This window comes from Bizionia argentinensis JUB59, assembly GCF_000224335.1.
GTDB lineage: Bacteria > Bacteroidota > Bacteroidia > Flavobacteriales > Flavobacteriaceae > Algorimicrobium > Algorimicrobium argentinense.
Genome location: NZ_AFXZ01000069.1, coordinates 23231 through 45926, shown reverse-complemented (window position 1 = coordinate 45926; position 22696 = coordinate 23231). Strand labels below are relative to the sequence as shown.

Genomic DNA, 22696 nt, shown 5'->3' with positions numbered 1-22696 from the left:
GAAGCGGCTCAAGCTCAAGCAGATGAAGAGGCAAGATTGGTAGCGCAAGCAGCAGCTCAAGCTCAAGCGGATGAAGAAGCTAGATTAGCAGGACAAGCAGCAGCTCAAGCTCAAGCGGATGAAGAAGCTAGATTAGCAGCGGAAGTAACGGCCCTAGCTGAACCAGATGAAGAAGCGAGACTAGCAGCGGAAGCAGCAGCTCAAGCTCAAGCGGATGAAGAAGCTAGATTAGCAGGGATAGCCGCGCAAGCTCGAGCAGAAGAACAAGCAAGATTATTAGAGGAGGCAAAAGCTAAAGCAAATTTTCAAATAGCCCAAAAAGATGAATTGGCTAAATCAATGTTTGCTATTGCAGAGTCAACTAAAGATACTAGAAAAGAACAAGAAGCTTTATTAGTTAAATTAAATGAAATTGTAATTTCTAAAAATAAAGACCTGAAAGATCTTAAGGAGGAAAATGACTTAAGTGAGCAGGGTATTTATTTAGAACCAAAACCATTTAAGAGTATTTCAGCAGAAAATAGAGCTTTGGGAGCATTGCAAGCGGATTTAGATACAGCGATAGCGGAAAGTAATAAAAGAATAAAAGAGTTGGAGAGTTTATATATTCAAAGAATTAAAATAGGTTCTAATAGAGGTGATGCTACTAGTAAGTATTATTTAGAAACTATTCAAGACATAAAAACTGAACAACAGCAATTAGAGAAAGCTAAAGCTAGACTAATTACAACTTTAGAAACTATTAATATTCAAACAGAAATAGAAAGAAAACGACGAATTAAACGTGCTCAATTCGATAATGAAAAAGATAGATTCTTAAAGGACAAGTCTTCTTTACAACGAATTAAACAAAATACGCCTATAAGTTCTGTTCCATTAGCTGTTGAAGATTTTAACTTTGGTGAAAAACAAAGCAGTAATGTGCAAATTTTAAAGAGTGTACAAAATGTGGACAATGGTTTTTATATGATCATTGCCGTGCATGACAATGTTATAGATAGAGATGCCTTTTTGGAAAAAGTCGTTTCTACTGGACAGAAAAACATTAATTTCTTCTTTGATGTCAATTCAAGTAAATATTATATTTATTATGAGAAGTTTGATTATGTAGAAGAAGCAATGAATAAATTACAAACAAAAGGCGATAAGCCATACAATGGCAATATGTCTGTTGTTAAAATTGAAAATTAAATAAACCAACCAATTTGACCAAATTACGCTTCATTACACCCCTAATGTTGATGAAATGGTTTAAAATATAATTACCATGAAAAAACCTACTTTTTTTAAGATTGGCTTTATTGTAACCATACTTCTTTTGAGCTTGCAATCTTTTGCTCAAAATTATGTGCCATTTACGCCTAGATTTGATCAAACCTTAAAAGGAGATATTCGCCTTATTGGTAATAACCTTTTAAGTGAACATGCTTCAAATCCCTACAGTGGAAGTACTTCCAATGCTTCAGTAAATATGATTTATGTTGATATTGATGGTGATTCTACTACCTTCAATTCAAGTAGTGCGGAACTCGAAGTGCCTAATATTGATTGTTATCAAATAGTTCATGCGGGATTATATTGGGGCGCGGTAAATGCAGGGAGTACCCCGAAGACACAGGTTAAATTTAAAGGACCAACAGGTGGGTACAATGATATTACTGGGACAATCATTTATGATGCTAATGGAACAGTTACTGGAAATAGTTTACCGTATGCTTGTTATGCGGATGTAACAGCCATTGTTTCGGGTTTGGGTAATAATTTAGGCTATTATACGGTTGCAAATGTTTCTACAGAACAGGGGAGGACTCAAAATTATGGGAATGGAACTGGACAATCTGCAGGATGGTCCTTATTTGTGGTTTATGAAGATCCATCCTTACCAGGTAAATATATTACGAGTTTTGATGGTTTTAGTTCTGTAAATGCGGCTAATGATGTTACGGTTCCAATTACTGGCTTTACCACGCCTCCAGGTCCAATTCCAGTACGTGCCAATTTTGCATTTGCTGCTTTAGAAGGGGATCAACAAATTAGTCGAGATCGTTTATTAATAAATGGATCTTATATGTCTACTGCCGACAGAGGTTGGAACAACTTTTTTAACTCCAAAGTTACGGATCTTAATGGTTTGGTTAATAATAGAATACCTGATAGTTACAATACTTTAGGCTTTGATACGGGTATTATGCCTGTTCCAAATGCCACTAGTCTTATAGGAAATAGCGCTAATTCCGCTAATATAACTATGGAAAGTAGACAAGATCAATATTTTGCATATTTCTTTGCTTTTGCAGTCGATGTTATTGAACCTAAAATAGTACTTACTAAAGTTGTTCAAGATGATGCCGGAAATGATATTGGTAACCAAACCGTTGGTTTATCAACTTCCTTAAATTATGTTATTGGTTTTGAGAATGTTGGAAACGATGATGCCAATAATCTCGTTATTAGAGATATCCTTCCTATTAATGTAAACTTTGATTACCCAGCAGATTTAGGTACGCTACCTCCAGGTGTAACTCATACATATGATCCAACAATAAGAGAACTCATATTCAATATTGATAACTCTGTTGTAGAGCAAGAGGACCCTATCAGTGAAATTAGAATTCATGTTTCGGTAGTTGAAAACTGTAACGAATTAAGTGATATGTGTTCTAACATAATACAAAATCAAGCTTTTGCTACTTATAGTGGTATACAAAACCCTAGTTTCGAAATCTCAGACGATCCTAGTGTAAATACTAATACAGGTTGTTTATTAATTCCTCAAGCAACCAATTTTTTAGCAGATGTTGATGGTTGTATTTTTAGAGAAAGTGTTATTCTTTGTGGAAACACTGTAGAATTAACAGCAGCAGATGACTACGATGGTTATACGTGGTCAAGCAGTCCTACTGGAACACCAGTAATTGGTACAGGTCAAACGATTACAGTATCGGAAGTGGGAACATACTATGTTCATAATGACGCGAGGGCTCCTTGCCAATCAATAGATCAAATATTTGAGGTTACTAACTTTAATGACGCAATTTTAGTAAATCCAGTTATTGCAGCAGGTGAAGGTGCGGACCAAGTTGTTACCTGCCCAAATAATGGTAAAGATTTGCCCAATATATTTTTATGTGGCGCAAACGATTCGCATTTTATTGATACAAATATTACGGATGCAGATTCTATAATTTGGGAGCAATTGGATGAAGGAAGCTGTGACCCAGTTGGTAATATAAATTGTGCTAATGAAAATGTATCTTGTACATGGAGTGAAGTAGGTCAAGGTAGATCATTTAATGCTAATTCTGCGGGAGAATTTAGAATAACCATTAATTATGACGGATGTTTTAGTCAATTTTACTTTAATGTTTATCAAAACATATTAAACCCTACAGTTACAAGTAATGACATAATATGTACAACTCCAGGACAAATAACAGTCGGTGGCGTACCAAATGGATATGAATACAGTATTGATAATGTAAACTTTCAATCAAGTAATAGTTTTGAAATAGTTACAGGTGGTACGTATACCGTATATGTTAGACAAGATGTTGTTGACCTGAACCCATGTGTTTTTACAGTGCCAGATGTTACCATTAGAGATAGAAATTTTACGGTTTCAACTACAGTAAACCAACCACTTTGTTTTGGCGATAAAGGGAGTATTCGTTTAGCAGCTAATGATGTACGTCCACAATACTTCTTCACGTTGTACGATGATGCAGGGACGGAAGTTAATAGTGTAGGGCCAATTACAGAAAATAATTATCTGTTTCCAAATCTAAATCCAGGAGATTATTCCGGGCTTGTAACAACGGAAGATGGTTGTACTGAAACGGTAAATATATCAATAGTTGAGCCTGATTTATTAGTGGCTACATCTGCTTTAACAACGCCATTAACTTGTGAAGATGGTGAAATTACAGTTTATCCTGTTGGAGGGACGCCTCCATATATATACTTTGTTAACGGAGATCCGCAATTTCAAACGCCAGCAGAAATTGATGTTACAACTCCAGGTGTTTACGATATAGTTGTACAAGATTTCAATAATTGTAGAGCAACAACAACAATTACAGTTGAAGCGCTTCCACAACCCGTTTTTACAGTAGATCATACCGATATTTTGTGTTATGGCTATAATTCAGGAAGCATTGAATTTGATGTTACAAATGCTAATGGTTATACTATTACTTATAGTATTGATGGTGGTGTTTCATATAGCGCAAATTCTACATTTTCAAATCTTACTGAAGGAACATATGCTACGAGAATTAAATACGAAATTAATGGGGTTGAGTGTTTTACAGATTCTGTTGACGTAATTATATCGCAACCAGATACAGCTTTAACAGCTTCCGCTGGCGTTTCGGAATTGGCGGGATGTGGTCCTTCGGGAGAAGGAATGGTTAGAATTACCAATCCACAAGGTGGAACACCTCTTTATGAATATAGTTTTGATAATCAGAACACATGGGTTACTACAAATGAAGCTTATGTTACCCCTGGAACTTATACATTATATATAAGAGATAGCAATGGTTGTATTTTTGCTATGCCAGAAATTATTTTAGACCCTGAACCGGTAGCACCAACAATTACTGTTAACGAACCAGATTATAATTGTGATGGCTCTGCCAATGCAACAGTTACGGTAACAAATCCAGGAACTAGTAATTTTGACTACACGTATTATTTAGATGGTGTTGAAAATACAAACACAGCCGATCCAACTACATTTATAAATGTGCCTGATGGCCCACATACAATTACTGTGGAGTATGGGCTAAATTCTGTGCCAACATTTAGTAATTTATTATACGAAACATTTGGCTATGGTGAAGACACCACGTCGCCTGGTATAAATACAACATACTACTGCTTTGAAAGACAAGTTGCAGCAACACAATGTAATGGTGCACCAAATATCAACGACGGCGATTATTCGGTAACCTCTCAAGTTATGCATCCATTTGGAACTTGGTTGCAACCAGGAGATCATACGCCAAACCCTACTAATATACCGAAAGGGAGATCTTTAGTTGTTAATATTGGTGATAAAATTCCAGTAACAGCATCTTTATATGAGAAGGAGATTAATGATATTATTCCTAATCAACCTATTAATGTCGAATTTTTTGCCATCAACTTACTCAGAACGGGTAGAAGTGGAGCTAACCCCGATTTAACGGTTGCTTTAGTGGATGCAGGAGGAAATGAGATATCATCTTTTAGTACAGGAGAAATTCCTAAAACAGAAAATTGGATTCAATTTCCGTTAACACCTATGACGTTGGATCCTGGTGCAAACTCGAGTTTAAAGTTTATTGTTAGATCCAATGTGCAACAAGTAGACGGTAACGATGTTGCGATAGATGATATTAAGGTATTCCAATTACCTAAAGTATGTGTAACAGAAGTTGAGTTCCCTTTTGTAGTAGCAACTGGAAATGCTTTTAGCGCTCAAGTGTTAAATACAGCGAATGTAACTTGTGCTGGTGAAGAAGATGGAACGATTACTATATCTGCTCAAAATTATGACCCTGCAATAGGCTATCAATATTCTATAGATAACGGTGTTACATGGAATACGCAAATGACATCACCTTATATTATTACAGGATTGGGAGCCCAAACATATAATGTTCTTGTTAGTTATGATGGTGGTGCTACAGCAGGTTGTAGTGTGCCATTTACGCAACTTATTGAAGCTCCTTCAGTTTTAGAAGTAACTGCAACCGCGACACCAGTTACATGTCTTGTAGGTTCTACAGTTACAGCAACAGCAACGGGAGGTTCGCCAGCATTTACTTATGAATTATTAGATGCTGCATCGGTTTTAATTAATACTTTCCCAAGTAATGGGATCTTAACTAATGTTCCTGAAGGAAATTATATTGTTCGCGCAACAGATATTAATGGTTGTTCGGATACTTTCCCACTTGAAATATTGGCACCTTTAACACCAACAGCAAGTATTGCAACAACATCAGACTATTGTTATGATGCCACCAATGGCGCAACTATTGAAGTTACTGCTGCCGATGGTTTAGCTCCTTATGAATATAATATTAACGGCGGAGCATTTACAACAAATAATACATTCGCTGGTTTAACACCGGGCAGTTATGATATTATAGTTAGAGATGCTAATGGTTGTACCGTTATTTTAGCCACTGAAACCATTGAAGATCAGTTAACAATAAACACATCTATAACTAAAGAATTAGATTGTACAGTTTCGCCAGATGGTGAAATTACAGGAACTATTTCGGGAGGTTATGCACCATATACTTATGAAGTATCTTATAACGGCGGAGCTTTTACCGATTTAGGAACCGTTACATCACCATTCACGCATATTGCAAATGCAGATGGAACGTATCAATTCCAAATTACGGATGATAGAGGTTGTACCTCATTATCTGATGTTATAACGATTAATCCTATAGTAAATCCAACTGCTACTGAAACTGTAGTAAATGTTCTTTGTTTTGGGGATGCTACAGGATCGGTTCAAATTATCCCTTCAGGAGGCGTTGGACCTTATACCTATAGTTTTGATGGTAGTGCATTTACTGCAACGTCATTATATACTGGATTAGTAGCAGGAACTTATAACTATCAAGTTCAAGATGCTAAAGACTGTATTTTTGATGGTTCGGTTACGATTACAGAACCAACGGCTTTAGTTGTTTCTGCTTCGGCAACAACTTTTACTTGTAGTGCCACTAATACACCACAAGTAGCAGTAGTAACTATTGATACACCAACAACAGGAACAGCACCATACACGTATAGTTTTAATGGATCTGCTTACACGGCAACAAATACATTAAACGTAAATGATAATGGTACAGACCAGACCATAAACTATTCGGTACAAGATGCTAATGGTTGTACGGCGGGCGATTCTATTATTATTTTACAATTAAACGGACCAACAGATTTAACGTTTTCAGCAACAGCTGTTACCTGTTTAGTTACGGATAGTGAAGTAACCTTAACCGCTACAGATGGCGTAGGCGTATTAACTTACGAAATTATTTCACCTGCAGCAGCTACAGGAAATATAACAGGCGCAACATCAGGTATCTTTACAGGTTTAACACCAGATACCTATGTCTTTACTGTAACTGATGAAAATGGCTGTTATCACACAGAATCTTTAACTATTGATCCCGTAATTAATATTACAGTTTCAGCAGTGAAGTTGAGCGATGTGTTATGTTTTGGCGATAGTACCGGAGCAATACAGTTTAATGTAACTAATACCACAGGGTTTACATACACCATAAATGGTGGAGCAGTTACAACAGGAACGTCTCCAATAGACCTTACTGGTTTAGATAATGACACCTATATTATTGAAGTAACCGATACAGCCACAGGTTGTACAGCTACAGAAACCATTACAATTACGGAACCAACGGATGCTTTAGCTCTTACAGCAACAGCAACCAATGTACATTGTAATGACTATAATTCTCAAATTTCAGTATCGGCTACAGATGGAACACCAAATTATAACTATGCAGCAGTTTTATCTGGCGCTACAGCACCAGTTGTTGCTGATTACGCATCGGCTAACCCGATTGTAGTTAATACCAATTCAGGTGCCGATTTAGTTTGGGATGTTTATGTACTAGATGCTAATGGATGTACGGAAATGACAACGGTTACTATAGTAGCAGAAGCTGCGCCAACAGTTTCAGTACCAAGCATTCCTACAAACCAATGTTCAGTAGCATCAGGCTTTACATTTACAGCTACAGGAACAGGAACAGCGCCTTTACAATACAGTATTAATGGCGGTGCTTCTTACCAAAATAATGGTACGTTTACCGTAAATACACCAGGAACTTACACGGTGACCATAATGGATGCTAATGGTTGTACAGCTGTTAGCCCAACAGATATTGAGGTATTTGCTCCTTTAAGTGTAAGTGCACTTTTAACTAAAGATATTACGTGTTCTCTACCCGAAGCTGCCTCTATTGATATTACAGTTTCAGGTGGTAATGCAGCTTATACATATCAGGTTAGTGATGATGGTGGTACAACATATACACCTATTGCCGGATCACCGTTTACAACAACTGTTGCAGGTACTTACCAATTTTTAATTACCGATGCCAATGGTTGTACTCAAACAACAGCACCTGTTACCGTTAATCCTGCTACTATTCCAGACATTACAGCGGTAACAGTATCACAAGATATTAATTGTAATGGCGAAGAAACCGGCGCGTTAGATATCACAATTAATACTACACTTGGTTTAGCACCTTTCGTTATTAATGTTAATAATGACACGACAGGAACTAATTACGGTACACAAACCTCTGGCTTAGCTGCTGGTGATTATACTATTACAGTAACCGATGCTAAAGGCTGTGAGGATACGGAAACGATTACTATTATCGAACCGGATCCAATAGTTTTAGATTTTAATGTAGACCCAATCACATGTAGTTCAACTGGTGTGTCTTTAGGAAGAATTATAATAAACAGTGTTATAGGTGGCACACCTAATTATACCTATCATGTTACAGGTGCGAATGGTTATGATGAAGAAATACTCAATCAAACCGGTACGACTCAAGTTTTTGAAGTTGTTGATTTCGGCCTTTATGAAATTATCATTACCGATGCAAACGGATGTACACTTATAGAACAAAATATTATGGTGGCATCACCGCCAGATGATTTGGATATAGATATTTCTCCTACTGTTGATTGTGCCACTGGCGGTTCGGCAGATGTGACTATCGGTGCGGCGTCAACTATGACAGGTGTTGGGCCATTTTATTTTGCTATATATACAGGGTCAGGAATGACATGGGATGGTATACCTGGAGGTTCGGCTATTTGGCAGTTAGGTGCTGGCACGCCAATTTCAACTACGTTTACAGGTTTGATTCCTGGTGTAACGTATACATTTATAGTGTATGATGATGATACTAAATGTTATTATTATGAAACGGCTTTACTTCCAATTCCAACAAATTCAACATTAACAACAAGCGCTGTAACAGAAAATAATATTACCTGTACAGGAGCTGCCGATGGAAATGTTTCATTTACTATTAATAGTGTATATGGAACAGATGTAGACGTAAGTTATGAAGTAATTGATGCTTTCACTTTAGCACCAATAGTAGGAACCAACGGAACGGCTGTTATTCCTGCAAATGGAACTTTTGATGTTGTAAATCTAGGGCCATTACCTTTTGGTAACTATGTGGTTGTTATTACGGAAACATCTGGTCCTAATGCGGGTTGTGGTGCAGTAACCATACCTTTTAATATTACAGAATCTGCAATTGAATTAGGTATAACCTTATCAACGCCTACAAACGAAAATTGTAACGAGCTTGGTAGTGTTAGTGCCACTGCAACTGATGGTACGTCACCGTATCAATATCAAGTAGTTACTTCTGGAAACGCACCAGTTCTTGCAAATTGGGGTAATCCAAACACCTTCGATTTAGCGGCAGGTACTTACGATGTTTATGTAAAAGACGCGTATGGATGTGAAAAGTTTGATACAGTTACAATTATAAGAGACGCAGATCCTACAATAGACCCAGTTCCTCAAGTGTGTTTTGACGGTACGCCATTTAACATCACTTTATCAGGAACAACATTTGATCCTTCAGGTGTAACCTATAGTATGGGAGGTGCATTTCAAGCAGATCCAACATTTACAATTACAGCAGCAGGTACGTATACATTAAGTATTCAAGATGCGAATGGGTGTATTGCAACCGATACACTTTTAGTAGAGCCACCAGTATTATTAGATGCGGTTTTAGATGTCGATTTAACATGTACAGCCGATGCTACAATTACTTTAACACCTTCTGGTGGAACAGGAACGTACAACACCTATGAAGTAAGTACTGATGGCGGAACTACTTACACTGTTTTGGCTGGTCCAACTTATACTGCGACTATAGATGGAACTTATATATTCCAGGTTACAGATTCACAAGGTTGTACAGCTATTTCAAGTGGCGTAGTAGTAACGCCAAATACAGCACCAACACTTACCGAAATTCATACGAATGTTAGTTGTAATGGTGGTAGCGATGGAAGTATTACCGTAACACCAGCAAATGGTTTAGTTCCTTACCAATACAGTATTGATGGTGGAACTACTTTCCAAACATCAAACTTGTTTGAAGGTTTAGCTGCGGGTACGTATACGATTATCGTTCGAGATGGTAAAAATTGTGATGGCACATTACCTGTAACTATTACAGAACCAACTCTTGTAACTGGTACTGGAGATTTAACGCAAGGCTTAACTTGTGGAGCCGGAAACGCAACCCAACCTGCAATTATAACTATTACAGGTAGTGGCGGTACAGCTCCATATACTTATAGTTTTGATGGTATTAATTATACAACAACCAACACATATTCTACAACAGTTGATGGGACTGTAACGGCTCATGTAAAAGATGCAAACGGTTGTATTATAGGTACGCCAATAAATGTTATTGTTCCAGCTTTAAGCATACCAACAGATTTAGACTTTACAGCAACAACTGTAACATGTATAAATACGGAAAGTGATGTTACTTTAACCACGACTAATGGTGTAGGTCCTTTAACTTATGAAATAATTGCTCCAGCAACAGCTACTGGAAACATAACAGGCCTAACAACCGGTATATTTACAGGTTTAGCACCAGATACGTATGTGTTTACAGTTAGCGATGCTAATGGCTGTTATTATACTGAGGATTATACAGTGATTCCTGTTACGAATATTACGGTTTCAGGATTCGTAGTAGACAATGTAAGTTGTTTTGGAGTTAGTGATGGTGAAGTTACATTTGAAGTTGCTAATTTTTCTAACTTATTTACTTATGAATTTAATGGAGGCATAGCAGTTACTGGTCAAACTAATACAACTATTACTGAAGCTGGTTTGCCAGCAGGTACTTATACAATTGTTATTACAGATGAAACCACTGGTTGTACTGCAACATCTACAGTTGAAGTTACCCAACCTACGGCTGTTTCTTTAGTAGAAACAATTAATATTAACGCCAATTGTAATTTTGGTGCGCAAGTAACAGTTGAAGCTTCAGGGGGTACAGCACCGTATCAATACGCTTTTGTATTAGATGGTTCAGCACCTCTTGCAGCAGGTTATTCTAGTAGTGCATCTGCTGTTTTAGATCCAGCAACGAGCACCGATTGGGATGTTTGGGTTATGGATAGTCAAGGTTGTACAGCTCAAATTGATGTTGTTATAGATACAGACCCTTTGCCAACAGCAACGGTTCCAGCATTCGCCATAAACCAATGTACGGTTACAACTGGATTTGAATTTACGGTAACAAATCCGACGGGAATAGCACCATTTAGCTATTCTATAGGAAATGGCTTCCAAGCTAGTCCAACATTTACAGTGGCTTCAGCGGGAACTTATACCGTTACTATTAAAGATGGAAATGGTTGTACTAATGCAGTGCCTATTACCTTTGAAATTTATCCAGCTTTAGATCAAACACCTAATGTTACGGCATTAGCAAGTTGTGCGGATGATGACGGTATAATTACTGTTTCAGCAACAGGCGGTAGCGGAACATATACATATAGTATTAATCCAAATGCAGGAATCACTTTAACAGGAAATGTATTCTCTGGGGTGCCTTCAGGAACCTATACGATAACAGTAGAAGATACGGTTACAGGATGTACAAATGATGCTTCGGTTACATTAGAAGCACCAACGCCAGTCGACTTTACATTAACACCAACCGATGCAACATGCTTTGGAGGTTATGATGGTTTAATTACGGTAGACTTAATACCAGGTAACGATGATAATCCAATATATACGTATGAAATTATTGCTGGACCAAGCACGGCACCAGTTCAAAACTCAAATGTATTCACAGGATTAGAAGAAGGAACATATACCGTTCAAGTTAATTCGGGTAGAAATTGCTTTGCAACACAAACTATTACGGTAGGTGAGCCAAATCAAATAGTAGTTACTGTAGATTCAGTTGTTGAGTATGGCTGTACAGCAGGAACAAATGCTACAAACTACGCCACAATTACTATAGATCCAGTAACAGGAGGTTCAGGAACATATACCGTATATGAGTTTATTAATGCGGCTGGTGTTCCGGTTCAATCTGGCACAAATAACGTGTACACCGAAACTGATTTAGCAGGTGGTACTTACGATATTAATGTTTATGATGATAATGGCTGTGTAGGAAGTACATCGGCTACTATTTTACCTTTTGTATCTATAGATGATTTAACGGTAACCGTAGATACGGGTATTACTTGTACAAATAATCAAGACATAACGGTTACAGTTTCAAGTACTGGTGGCACACCCGATTTAGAATTTGAATTAGAAGATTCTACTGGATCTATTCAAACAAATACAACAGGTGTTTTTACAGGCTTACCAGTCGAAAACTACATCATCACAGTTACAAATTTAAATACCGGATGTAGTTTACAAACGGTTCACTATATAAACGAACCAAACACATTCGATCTTACAGTGGATTCTGTAGTAGATGTTACCTGTTCGGATGCGCTTGATGGTAGTGTTAATATGACATTTATTGATAGATCGCCAAACCCAACAGATGAATCTGGTCCTTTCAGTTATGATGTTCTTGATGCGCTTGGAAATGTTGTTGCAACAGGAACAACGCCAAATGCAGGGCCTATTGCGGTTACAGGATTGGCTTCTGGTACCTATACAATAAATGCGACTTTAGTGAACACGCCTTTTTGTACTATAACTAAAAACTTTACAATTACAGGACCACCTAATATTCTAGGTGTTACTGCAACCCATACAGAAATTACCTGTGTGAGTGGAAACAATGATGGTACAATTTCGGCAAGTGCTTCTGGTGGATGGCCAGGTGGTTATGAATACCAACTGGAACTTACAAGTGGTGCTATTATAACGCCGTTTAGCCCTGTTTTTGAATTTACAGGATTAGTAGCTGGAGATTATATAGTTAGCGTTAGAGATAGCAGTGGTTGTATAGCTACAACAACGGTATCATTAGCAATTCCAGATCCAATAAACGCGGTAGTTTCAGCAGACATAACGACCTTATTGTGCTTTGGTGATACCAATGCCACCATTACAGTGTCTAATGTTACAGGAGGTCAAGGCAGTAATTATACATATACCTTAATAAATGTACTTACGCCAACAAATACAGAGTCTGGACCAACAACGAATCCTGTATTTACAGGTTTAGGTGCTGGAACTTATGAAGTACTTATTAAAGATGGCTATAACTGTAGTTTCACGACCGCGCAAATTGTAATTTTTGAACCAACAGCAATAGAAGCTGATTTGGTGAAAGTAACATCTCAAACTTGTTTAACTGAAGCCACGTTAGAGTTAACGGCTTCTGGAGGAACAGGACCATATACGTATAGTGATGATCCTAATTTCACAACGGTTTTTGGACCATTTACAACAACTACAGGACCATTTGCAGTCCCTGTTGGAACGTATCAATATTATGTAGAAGATGCTAATGGTTGTATATCTGTAATATCTAATCAGATAACTATCGATCCACTACCAGCTTTAGAAATAGATATAGACGTAATTAATGGTTTTGTTTGTACCGGAGAAACCACAGGCGCAGTTAATGCTGTGGCACAGGGTGGTTTAGGGAACTATACTTACACCTTACAAGATAGTGCTGGAAATAATATAATTCCTGCTCCAACCCAAACTAACCCGGGTGTATTCTCTAATCTAGCAGCAGGAACATATTTAGTTTATGTGGAAAGCGGTGTAGACTGTGCAGAAACATCAGCACCTTTTGAAATAGATGAACCAGATACCCCTTTAACTGCTCCGTATACATTTACAAATGTGTCGTGTTTTGGAGGAAGAGATGGAAGTATAGTAGTAGCTGCAACAGGAGGTTCTGGTGATATTAGATATGCAATATCGCCGCAATCGAATCAGTTTTTCGATAGTGGTGAGTTTAATGGCTTGGCAGCTGGAACCTACATAGTTACTGTAGATGACGGACTATGTTTTATAAACCTGACACATACAATTACCGAACCAGATCCAGTATTCATAACGGTTGATCCGCTATCTATTCTTGATGAAATTTGTTCGGGTGATTTAAATGGTGAATTTCAAGTTGATATAACGGGAGGAACAGCACCTTATTCAGTAAGTTTAGACGACTATAATGGTCCTTATACAACTTTAGCTCCCGGCGTAACAGATTATACTTTTACAGGATTAGCTGGCGGAGATCACATAGTTTTTGTGCGAGATGCTAATGGTTGTGAGTACGAACTGGATGTGACAGATATGGAGGATTCTATTAATATCGATCCTACAGTTGAAGTCGAGTATGGTTGTGTAAACAATGCACAAGGAAATGTCGTAACGGTACTTGTTGATGATAGTACTGATCCTAGTCAATTAGACTATTCTTTAAACGGAGCGCCATATCAAGCAAGCAATGTATTTATAGATGTACTGTCTGGAAACGATCATTATATTGATGTGAGACATACTAATGGTTGTATTCAAAGAACACCACTTTTCAATGTAGAACATTTTGATCCATTAACTTTAGTAATAAGTGATGGTGTTATTAATGAAATCATTGCAACAGCAACAGGAGGTTCTGGAGACTATATTTATACGCTTAACGGTGTAGATTATGGAAGTACCAGCACGTTTATTATTTCGGAATCTGGAACGTACACAGTAACTGTTACAGACAGTAATGGATGTGTGGCTATTGCATCTAGGTATTTTGATTTTATTGATGTGTGTATTCCAAATTACTTTACGCCAAATGGCGATGGTGTTTTAGATGGATGGGGACCAGGATGTGCTATACATTTTCCAAATCTTGAATTTGATATTTTCGATCGATATGGTCGTAAGATTGCAACTTTAGGTTTAGGTGAAAAATGGTATGGTTTGTATAAAGGAAAAGAACTACCTACTGGAGATTACTGGTATGTTGTTAGATTAAATGATCCTAAAGAAGATAGAGATTTTGTTGGTCACTTTACACTGTACAGATAAACTGAAAAAGAGTTATAAATTTTAATACGATTTTAAATGAAAAAACTAATTATATATTCTCTTTTTTTAGTCCTAGCTCAAGGTTATAGCCAGGAATTAAATTTGCCTGTTTTCACACAATATTTGGCGGATAATCCTTTTGTTATTTCTCCAACTTATGCGGGAATTGGTGACAACCTTAGAATTAGAGCTAATGGTTTAACACAATGGGTTGGAATAAAAGGTGCACCAGATAATCAATCTGTTTATGCTGATTTTAGAATAGCAAGTCGCTCTGGTGTTGGAATTTCATTGTATAATGATAGCAATGGACTTACAGTTCAACAAGGAGCGAGAGTTTCTTTTGCACATCACCTTACTTTGGATCATTACTCGAAGCAGTACTTGTCATTTGGGCTTACTTATAACTTGAATAGTTTTAGAATTAAGATTGAAGATTTTGAAACTAATTATGAATCCCCAATAATTGACCCGCGGGTTACTGACGACAGGGCTATTTCAAATAATAACTTTGATGTAGGTGCTTTATACAGAAATAAAGGATTTTATTTTAGCTTAAATGTCAATAATATTTTACCTAAAGATATTGATAATTTTACAGGAATAGAGCCAGATTTACTTTTAAACTACCAGGCTTATTCAGGATTAATTATTCAAAGTAAAGCCAATAAACTGTTAGAATTTGAACCATCTGTCTTTTTTCAATACTTTGCCAGTGATACCCGTTCTAGTACAGATGTCAATATAAAAATTAGAAAGTTTGACAAGCGAGATAACTATTTTTGGGGAGGCGTCTCATACCGTTTTCTTAATGATCAGTTTTTTGACCCTTTAAATTTGGGTCCTATGATTGGCCTTAAGCAATCCAATTTTTATTTTGCTTATGCTTATCAAGTAACGCTCAACGATATGGTAGGATATAATTCCGGAACACACATGATAACGATAGGTTTTGACTTTTTACAAGGAATAAGCAACTGTCCATGTACGCAATCTTATCTTCGATAGTTGAATGTATAATTAAAAATTAACCAACCAACCTAAAAAATCCCTGATGGCAATTGCCTTAGGGATTTTTGTTTTACATCCTTTTTTAAATCACTTAAATATTATTAAATCAAATTAAGCCCACAGCTCCAATTATAGGTAAATAAGATTAAAAATACTTCTGCTGACTATTTTAGGAAAGCGGACAAATTGATTTTAATGTATTTTAAATAAACATCTTTTAGATTAAAGGAGGACTAAATAGAAAACTTTATTGAAGTTAATTAAAAAATGATAATTGTCAGTTTAAATGTGAAGCTCAAAACCTATATTGTATCTTTATTAAAACAGACAATATAATGAGACATATATTATTGACAACAGATTTTTCAAAAAACTCCATCGACGCTATAAATTACGCTGTGGCGTTGTTTATGCACACGGAATGCCGGTTTCATTTATTGCACGTTGTTAAATCATCAAATTATATTTCAGGTGAATTGATGTCGAGTTCAACATCGGCCTCTTTAAATGAAACCGTTCTAAAATCTTCTAAAGATAAACTAGAAAATCTTGTTGAAGATATTAAAAGCAAAAACCATAATTTATTACACACATTTGCATCTATTATAGATTATGATAATTTGGTAGCTTCCATAAATAATGTGGTAGAATTGTATCAAATAGAATTAATTATCATGGGAACTAAAGGTGCTTCTAATTTTGAGAAAATAGTTTTTGGGAGTAACACCTTACGTGTTTTTCAGCGTTGCCAAGTTTCGGTTTTAGCAGTCCCTAGTGGAGCGCCAATTAAACGTATTAAAGATGTACTTTTTACTACGAAATACGAATCGGCTTATAAGCATGAAGATTTAAGTATTTTAATAGGGCTAGCGGAACATTATGACTATAAACTGGATGTTCTTCATATTTCAGAAGAAGATGGTTTAAATGATAATAAAAAAGGTGTTCAGCAAGAATTGGAAGGCTTTTTTAGAAATATTAATCATCAATTTGTTTCTTCTAACTCCGAAGCAAAATTTTTAGAAACCGTTTTACTATATATAAAAGAGCATAATATTGAAATGTTTAGCATGATGCGCAAGAAACATACTTTTTTAGAGCATCTCATTTTAAATCATAAAACACAACAAATTGCTTATAATTTGGAGATACCATTTTTAATGTTAGCTTATAAAGCTTAATCCATCAGTAATAAAAACAGCATGATATCGTCTTTATAGTTTTCTCTGATTTTTATAAAAGCAATTCGCATTTGCGATTCAACAGTTTTTATAGATAAATCTAGTCTTTCGGCAATCTCTTTATATTTTAAACCAGCCATCTTCAATTTTAAAATTTCTTGACAACGTTCTGGCAATTGGGCAATAATAGCCTGTAGGCGCTTTGCTTTATTTTCTAGCTCTAATTCCGTTGGTGCCTCAATAGTTTGAAGCGCTTCATATTTTAATTGCTCCAAAAGCGTTGCTTCCTTATTCTTTTTACGCAAACTCATTAAAAAATGGTTATAAGCCATTTTATATAAGTAACTTTTTAAAGCGGTGTGGATTATAATACTTTCACGTTTATTCCACAAATCTATAAAAACCATTTGCGCCATATCTTCGGCTGCAGGTCTATTTTTCGTAAAATTCACCAGATATAGACAAATAGCAGCATAGTGCATATCGAACAACTGCTTGAAAGCAATCTTGTTGCCTGCCTTTATTTGATTAATTATAAGGGTTTCATCCATTATGGACATTGTGAATTTTTATTGAAGTTGGTAATATTAAAAATAATTTTGATATTTCTTAAGGGTAAATTACTTTTTTTGCATCATAACTACAAATAAGTAAAAAAGATTTGAAAACAATTATTACAAGTTACATAAACGATTCTATTTCTGAAGCGGATTTACAACGCTTAAAGATGTGGTTAGAAAATCCTAAAAATCAGGAAACGTTTAAATCATACGTGAAACTTAATAATGAATTAAACGCTTTACAAAGTGATTTTAATTCAGAATTAGCCTTTGAAAAAGTTTCAAAGCAAATTAACCAAAAATCTAACAACCGATTTGGTGGTGTTACTCATCTTTTAAAATACGCTGCTATTTTAGTGGGTGTTTCCATAATAGGTTTTGGTGTTTATAACAATTTCATCAGTACAAACCCAATGGCTGATGCTCCAAAAATTACGTTGCAATTGGAAGATGGTACAATAAAAACTATAGATGAAGTTCAAAATACAATTATTACCGATTCTATAGGAAACACCGTTACGGAGCAGAAAAACAAACAATTAGTTTATAAAAATGCAAATTCTGAATCTAAAACGCTGCGCTTTAACACTTTAATGGTACCTTACGGTAAGACTTTTGCCGTTAGTTTATCAGACGGTACCAAAGTAACCCTAAATGCCGGCTCTGAATTAACCTACCCAGTTGAATTTATAGAAAATGAGAAAAACAGAACAGTTTTCTTAAATGGAGAAGCTTATTTTGAAGTGACACCAAATAAAGAACATCCGTTTATTGTTTCTAGTAACGATATGGATATTAAGGTTTTAGGGACTAAATTCAATGTAACTTCCTATAAATCAGATAACAAAACATTTACAGTTTTAGTTGAAGGAAAAGTGGAAGCTTACAGTAAGCTAGTTTCAGAAAATTCTAAAATATTACAACCTAATGAGCGTGTTTTCTTTGAAAGCGACTCACTTGTTACGGAAATGGTGAATGTGCAAAAATATGTAGCCTGGGTTAAAGGAGAGTTACTATTTATAGATGATTCCTTTAAGGTTATAACGAATAAATTAGAACGTAAATTTAACGTGACCATCATTAATGATTATAAAGAATTAGATGCCATGATGATTACTGCTACGTTTAGAAATGAAACTATAAATGAGGTTTTAAAAACCTTTCAAACATATAAAACATTTAAATATCAGATTAATAATGGTGTTGTTAAAATATCCAAACCCGACACCAAATAATAGGATATAAAAAAAAGGAAGATGCGCCAACACCTTCCCTTTAATCAATAATGATTCAACCGTTTGTTAACCAATTAAATCGATGTAAACTTATGAAAAAACAACGAATTAGAAATGTACTAACGTGCATTTTAAACCAATCACATCTTAAGATGAAATTTACGATACTCTTTGTATTTATTAGTCTTGCGCAAATTAGTGCGCATACGAGTTATGGACAGAAACAGAAAGTGACTTTATCAGCCGACAACGCCTCTTTAACCCAAGTTTTTCAAGAAATTGAAACGCAAACCGATTTACATTTCTTTTACAACAGTACAGAGTTAAATGTAAATCAGACCGTTTCTTTACATGTTGAAAAAATGCCTGTTATTGATTTATTAGAACAACTATTCCTAGAAAAAGGCATTTCTTTTCAGTTTTTCGGAAGTCAGATTGTTCTAAAAAAACTTGAAGTTCAAAATCCTATTCAGACTTCAAACAATTCAAAAAAACCGCTAATACAACAACGTGAGTTGGAAGGTTCGATATTAGACTCTAATGGATTTCCAATTCCGGGTGTTAGTGTTATTATTGAAGGAACGCAAAAAGGAACCGTTACTAATTTTGAAGGAATCTATAAGCTTTTACTGGACCCTGAACATAAAGTTATAGTGGTTTCCTCTTTAGCATACCAAACAGAACGCATAGTTATTGGCTCTCAAACTGTTATTAATGTTACTTTAAAAGAAGATTTGAGTCAATTAGAGGAAATTGTTTTAATAGGTTACGGGAAACAAAAACGTGAAAATGTTACTGGCGCTGTTTCTTCTATTAAATCGGACGATATTGTTCAAGCAGCAACTGGATCTGTTGGTTTTGATCGCGCACTTGGTGGCCTTGTTAAAGGTGTTCAAGTATCGCAACCTTCAGGACGTCCAGGTTCTCCAGTTCGTTTAAACATTCGTGGGGTTACTTCGCCGCTTTCGGCAGGCTTGACAGGTGGATTAAACCAACCGTTATATGTTATTGATGGTGTTCCTTTTAATCAGGAAACGCTTCAAGGTGCTAGTCCTTTGTTAACAATTAATCCAAACGATATTGAAAGTTTTGATATCCTAAAGGATGCGGCGTCAACGTCTATTTACGGTTCACGTGGTGCGAATGGTGTTATTATCATTCAAACCAAAAAAGGAAAACGTAATAATGATCCAAAGATTAATTTCTCTTATACCACAACCTTTGCTAAGCCTATAAATACAAGTAATGTTTTAGATGCTAATCAATATCGTGACTATTACAGTTTATTAATTAACAATAGTGTAAATGCTATGAATGCTGGTCAGTTAGATCCATTTTTCGCATTCGATTTAGATAATATTGGTAACGTAGATTTAGATTTTAATACGTTTACAGTTAATTATACAGGTTTACGTGAAGATTACTTCGGAAAATCTAATACAGATTGGAGCGATGTTGTATTTAGAAGTGCTGCCGTAACCAAGCAAGCCAACGTTGGTTTAACTGGTGGAAGTGAAAATACTAATTATAACTTCAGCTTGGCATTTGTTGATCAAGAGGGGTTAACGGTTAGAGATGGATTAGAGCAGTACACGACGAGTTTATCTTTAGATACCGATGTTTCCGACTATGTAACCGTTGGTGGTACCGTTAACTTAAGTCATGTGAAATCGGAATCAGGACAAGATAATTTATTTGGCGAATACACCGTAAATTCATCTATTGCCCGTGCCAGACCAGATTTACCGGTTTATGATGAAAATGGTCAATTATATGCGCAACCAGATTTTGCTTATGGTTTTGCTGAAACGTATGAGCCAAATCCACTAATGCGTTTACAAAATAAAACAAATGAGAAATCATACAATTTTATTGGAAACACCTATATAGAAATTGAACCATTAAAAGATTTAAAAATAAAGGCCGATGTAAATGCTGCTGTTTTTTACACGGATAATAGTTCTTTTATTCCTAAAATTAGTCAAGCAGATTTAGTGTTTGCACCAGTAGAATCTTACTTACTAGAGTCTAAAGGATTAGTGTCAAACGTAACGACTAACTTAACCGCTAACTATAAATGGAATTTTGGTAATCATGATTTTAGTATTATGGGTGGTACTGCTTGGGATCGAACAAATTTTGATAACTCTAGTGGTTTTTATTCAGGTTTTCCGGATGAAGAAATTTTAATTAATGCCACATCAGCATCCAATGTACTAGGATATTCTAATAGCCGATTGGAATCTGGTTTAAACTCACTTTTCTCGCGTTTAACGTACAGTTATAAAAATCGTTATAACGCTACGATCAACTGGAGAGCAGATACGTCTTCTAAATTCAGTCCGGATAATCAAACAGCTTATTTCCCATCGCTTTCCGCTAGTTGGAATGCATCAAACGAAGAATTTTTAACGGATTCAGATTTTATAAATACGTTGAGATTACGTGCCAGTGTTGGTCGTGTAGGATCTACAAATGTAGCTGATTTCGCTTACATCCAGTTCCTGTCAACTTCAGCTAGTGATGTTTATAATGGTGAATCTGCTATTACTTTATCTGATATTTTTCCGAATGAAAATATTGGTTGGGAAACAACTGAAGAGGTGAATCTTGGTTTAGACTTTGCATTATTTAATTCGCGTTTACGTGGTAATATTGATGCGTATTCACGTAAAACATCGGATGCCTTGGTGAAAACTCCTATTCCTTTAGAATTGGGACCAAGCACGTTCTATACTAACTTTATTGATGTAACCAATAAAGGTATTGAAGTTAGTTTAGGGGGTGATATTATTAGAACAGAAGATTTTACGTGGTCTGCCAATGTAAACTGGGCATTTAATAGAAATGAATTGACTAAAATAAACGGTTCTAATATTAATCAATTTTTATTGGATTATTTCATAGAAGGTGAACCTGTTGGAACTATTAAAGGTTATAAAGTAGCAAAAATCTTCCAATCGCAAGATGAAGTAGATGCACTTAATGCGTCTTCACCAAATGGTTTTTACGACCAGCAATCAACAGGCGCAGGAGATTATATGTTTGAAGATACAAATGGCGATGGTGAAATTACATCGGCTGATAGAACGATAATTGGTAATATTGAGCCAGATTTCTTCGGAGGTTTTTCTAATACGTTTGTTTACAAAAACTTTTCAGTATCTGCTTTCTTTCAATATTCAGTTGGAGCAGAAGCATCGTGGAATGCTATTGGACGCGGCGTATTTAACTCTCTAGGTGAAAACAAATATAGCGAGTATGCTTTAAATACGTGGACACCAGAAAATACTGATGCACGTTATGCAAGAGCCTTATATTTTGATCCATCAGAAAGCTCACGTATGTCTGATCGTTATTTATACGATACGTCTTATTTACGATTAAAAAGTTTACAGTTAAGCTACAGTTTTGATCGTGATTTAATGAAGAAAGTCGGTGTAGAAAGTGCGCGATTAATGATTACAGGAACTAACTTATTTACATGGACAAAGTTTCCAGGTATAGATCCAGAAGCATTATCAGAACGTGGTACTATTTCAGATCAAACTTCAAACGAAGATCCGTATCCATTAGCAAAATCAGTTTCATTAGGTATTCAAATGCAATTCTAAAAGATAA

At 35.8% G+C, this 22696-nt stretch carries 6 protein-coding genes and 1 pseudogene; 6 read left to right on the top strand and 1 reads right to left on the bottom strand.

Annotated elements, in window-relative coordinates; translation table 11 throughout:
• From BZARG_RS14930 to BZARG_RS14915, 4 genes and pseudogenes are all read left to right on the top strand, one after another.
• Window positions 1–1191: pseudogene (locus tag BZARG_RS14930) on the top strand (PorP/SprF family type IX secretion system membrane protein); the annotation flags it as partial.
• A 76-nt stretch (window positions 1192–1267) separates the two neighbouring features.
• Window positions 1268–15088, top strand: a complete 13821-nt coding sequence (locus tag BZARG_RS14925; protein WP_008639833.1) for a T9SS type B sorting domain-containing protein — start codon at window positions 1268–1270, stop codon at window positions 15086–15088.
• Window positions 15089–15124: 36 nt separating this feature from the next.
• A complete protein-coding gene (locus BZARG_RS14920; protein ID WP_008639862.1) occupies window positions 15125–16096 on the top strand; it encodes a PorP/SprF family type IX secretion system membrane protein in 972 nt (323 codons plus the stop codon).
• A 338-nt stretch (window positions 16097–16434) separates the two neighbouring features.
• Entirely contained in the window at window positions 16435–17280 is an 846-nt protein-coding gene (locus tag BZARG_RS14915) for a universal stress protein (RefSeq protein ID WP_008639842.1), read from the top strand.
• On the opposite strand, the gene BZARG_RS14910 is transcribed toward BZARG_RS14915, so the two are convergent.
• Complete coding sequence (locus BZARG_RS14910) at window positions 17277–17831, bottom strand: RNA polymerase sigma factor (RefSeq protein ID WP_123767004.1); 555 nt, start codon at window positions 17829–17831, stop codon at window positions 17277–17279. The two genes, BZARG_RS14915 and BZARG_RS14910, sit on opposite strands and share 4 nt — an antisense overlap.
• Before the next feature lie 110 nt (window positions 17832–17941).
• Here BZARG_RS14910 and BZARG_RS14905 point away from each other — a divergent pair, with 110 nt between their 5' ends.
• Both BZARG_RS14905 and BZARG_RS14900 read left to right on the top strand, forming a co-directional pair.
• A complete protein-coding gene (locus BZARG_RS14905) occupies window positions 17942–19075 on the top strand; it encodes a FecR family protein (protein WP_008639857.1) in 1134 nt (377 codons plus the stop codon).
• 92 nt (window positions 19076–19167) lie between these two features.
• A complete protein-coding gene (locus tag BZARG_RS14900) occupies window positions 19168–22689 on the top strand; it encodes a TonB-dependent receptor (RefSeq protein ID WP_008639853.1) in 3522 nt (1173 codons plus the stop codon).
• Window positions 22690–22696 lie beyond the last annotated feature (7 nt).

What these genes read in the sequence shown, in the direction of transcription:
- BZARG_RS14900 (WP_008639853.1), top strand. Translation starts at nt 19,168, where the DNA reads ATGAAAAAACAACGAATTAGAAATGTACTAACGTGCATTTTAAACCAA.
- BZARG_RS14915 (WP_008639842.1), top strand. Translation starts at nt 16,435, where the DNA reads ATGAGACATATATTATTGACAACAGATTTTTCAAAAAACTCCATCGAC.
- BZARG_RS14925 (WP_008639833.1), top strand. Translation starts at nt 1,268, where the DNA reads ATGAAAAAACCTACTTTTTTTAAGATTGGCTTTATTGTAACCATACTT.
- BZARG_RS14910 (WP_123767004.1), bottom strand. Translation starts at nt 17,831, where the DNA reads ATGGATGAAACCCTTATAATTAATCAAATAAAGGCAGGCAACAAGATT.
- BZARG_RS14920 (WP_008639862.1), top strand. Translation starts at nt 15,125, where the DNA reads ATGAAAAAACTAATTATATATTCTCTTTTTTTAGTCCTAGCTCAAGGT.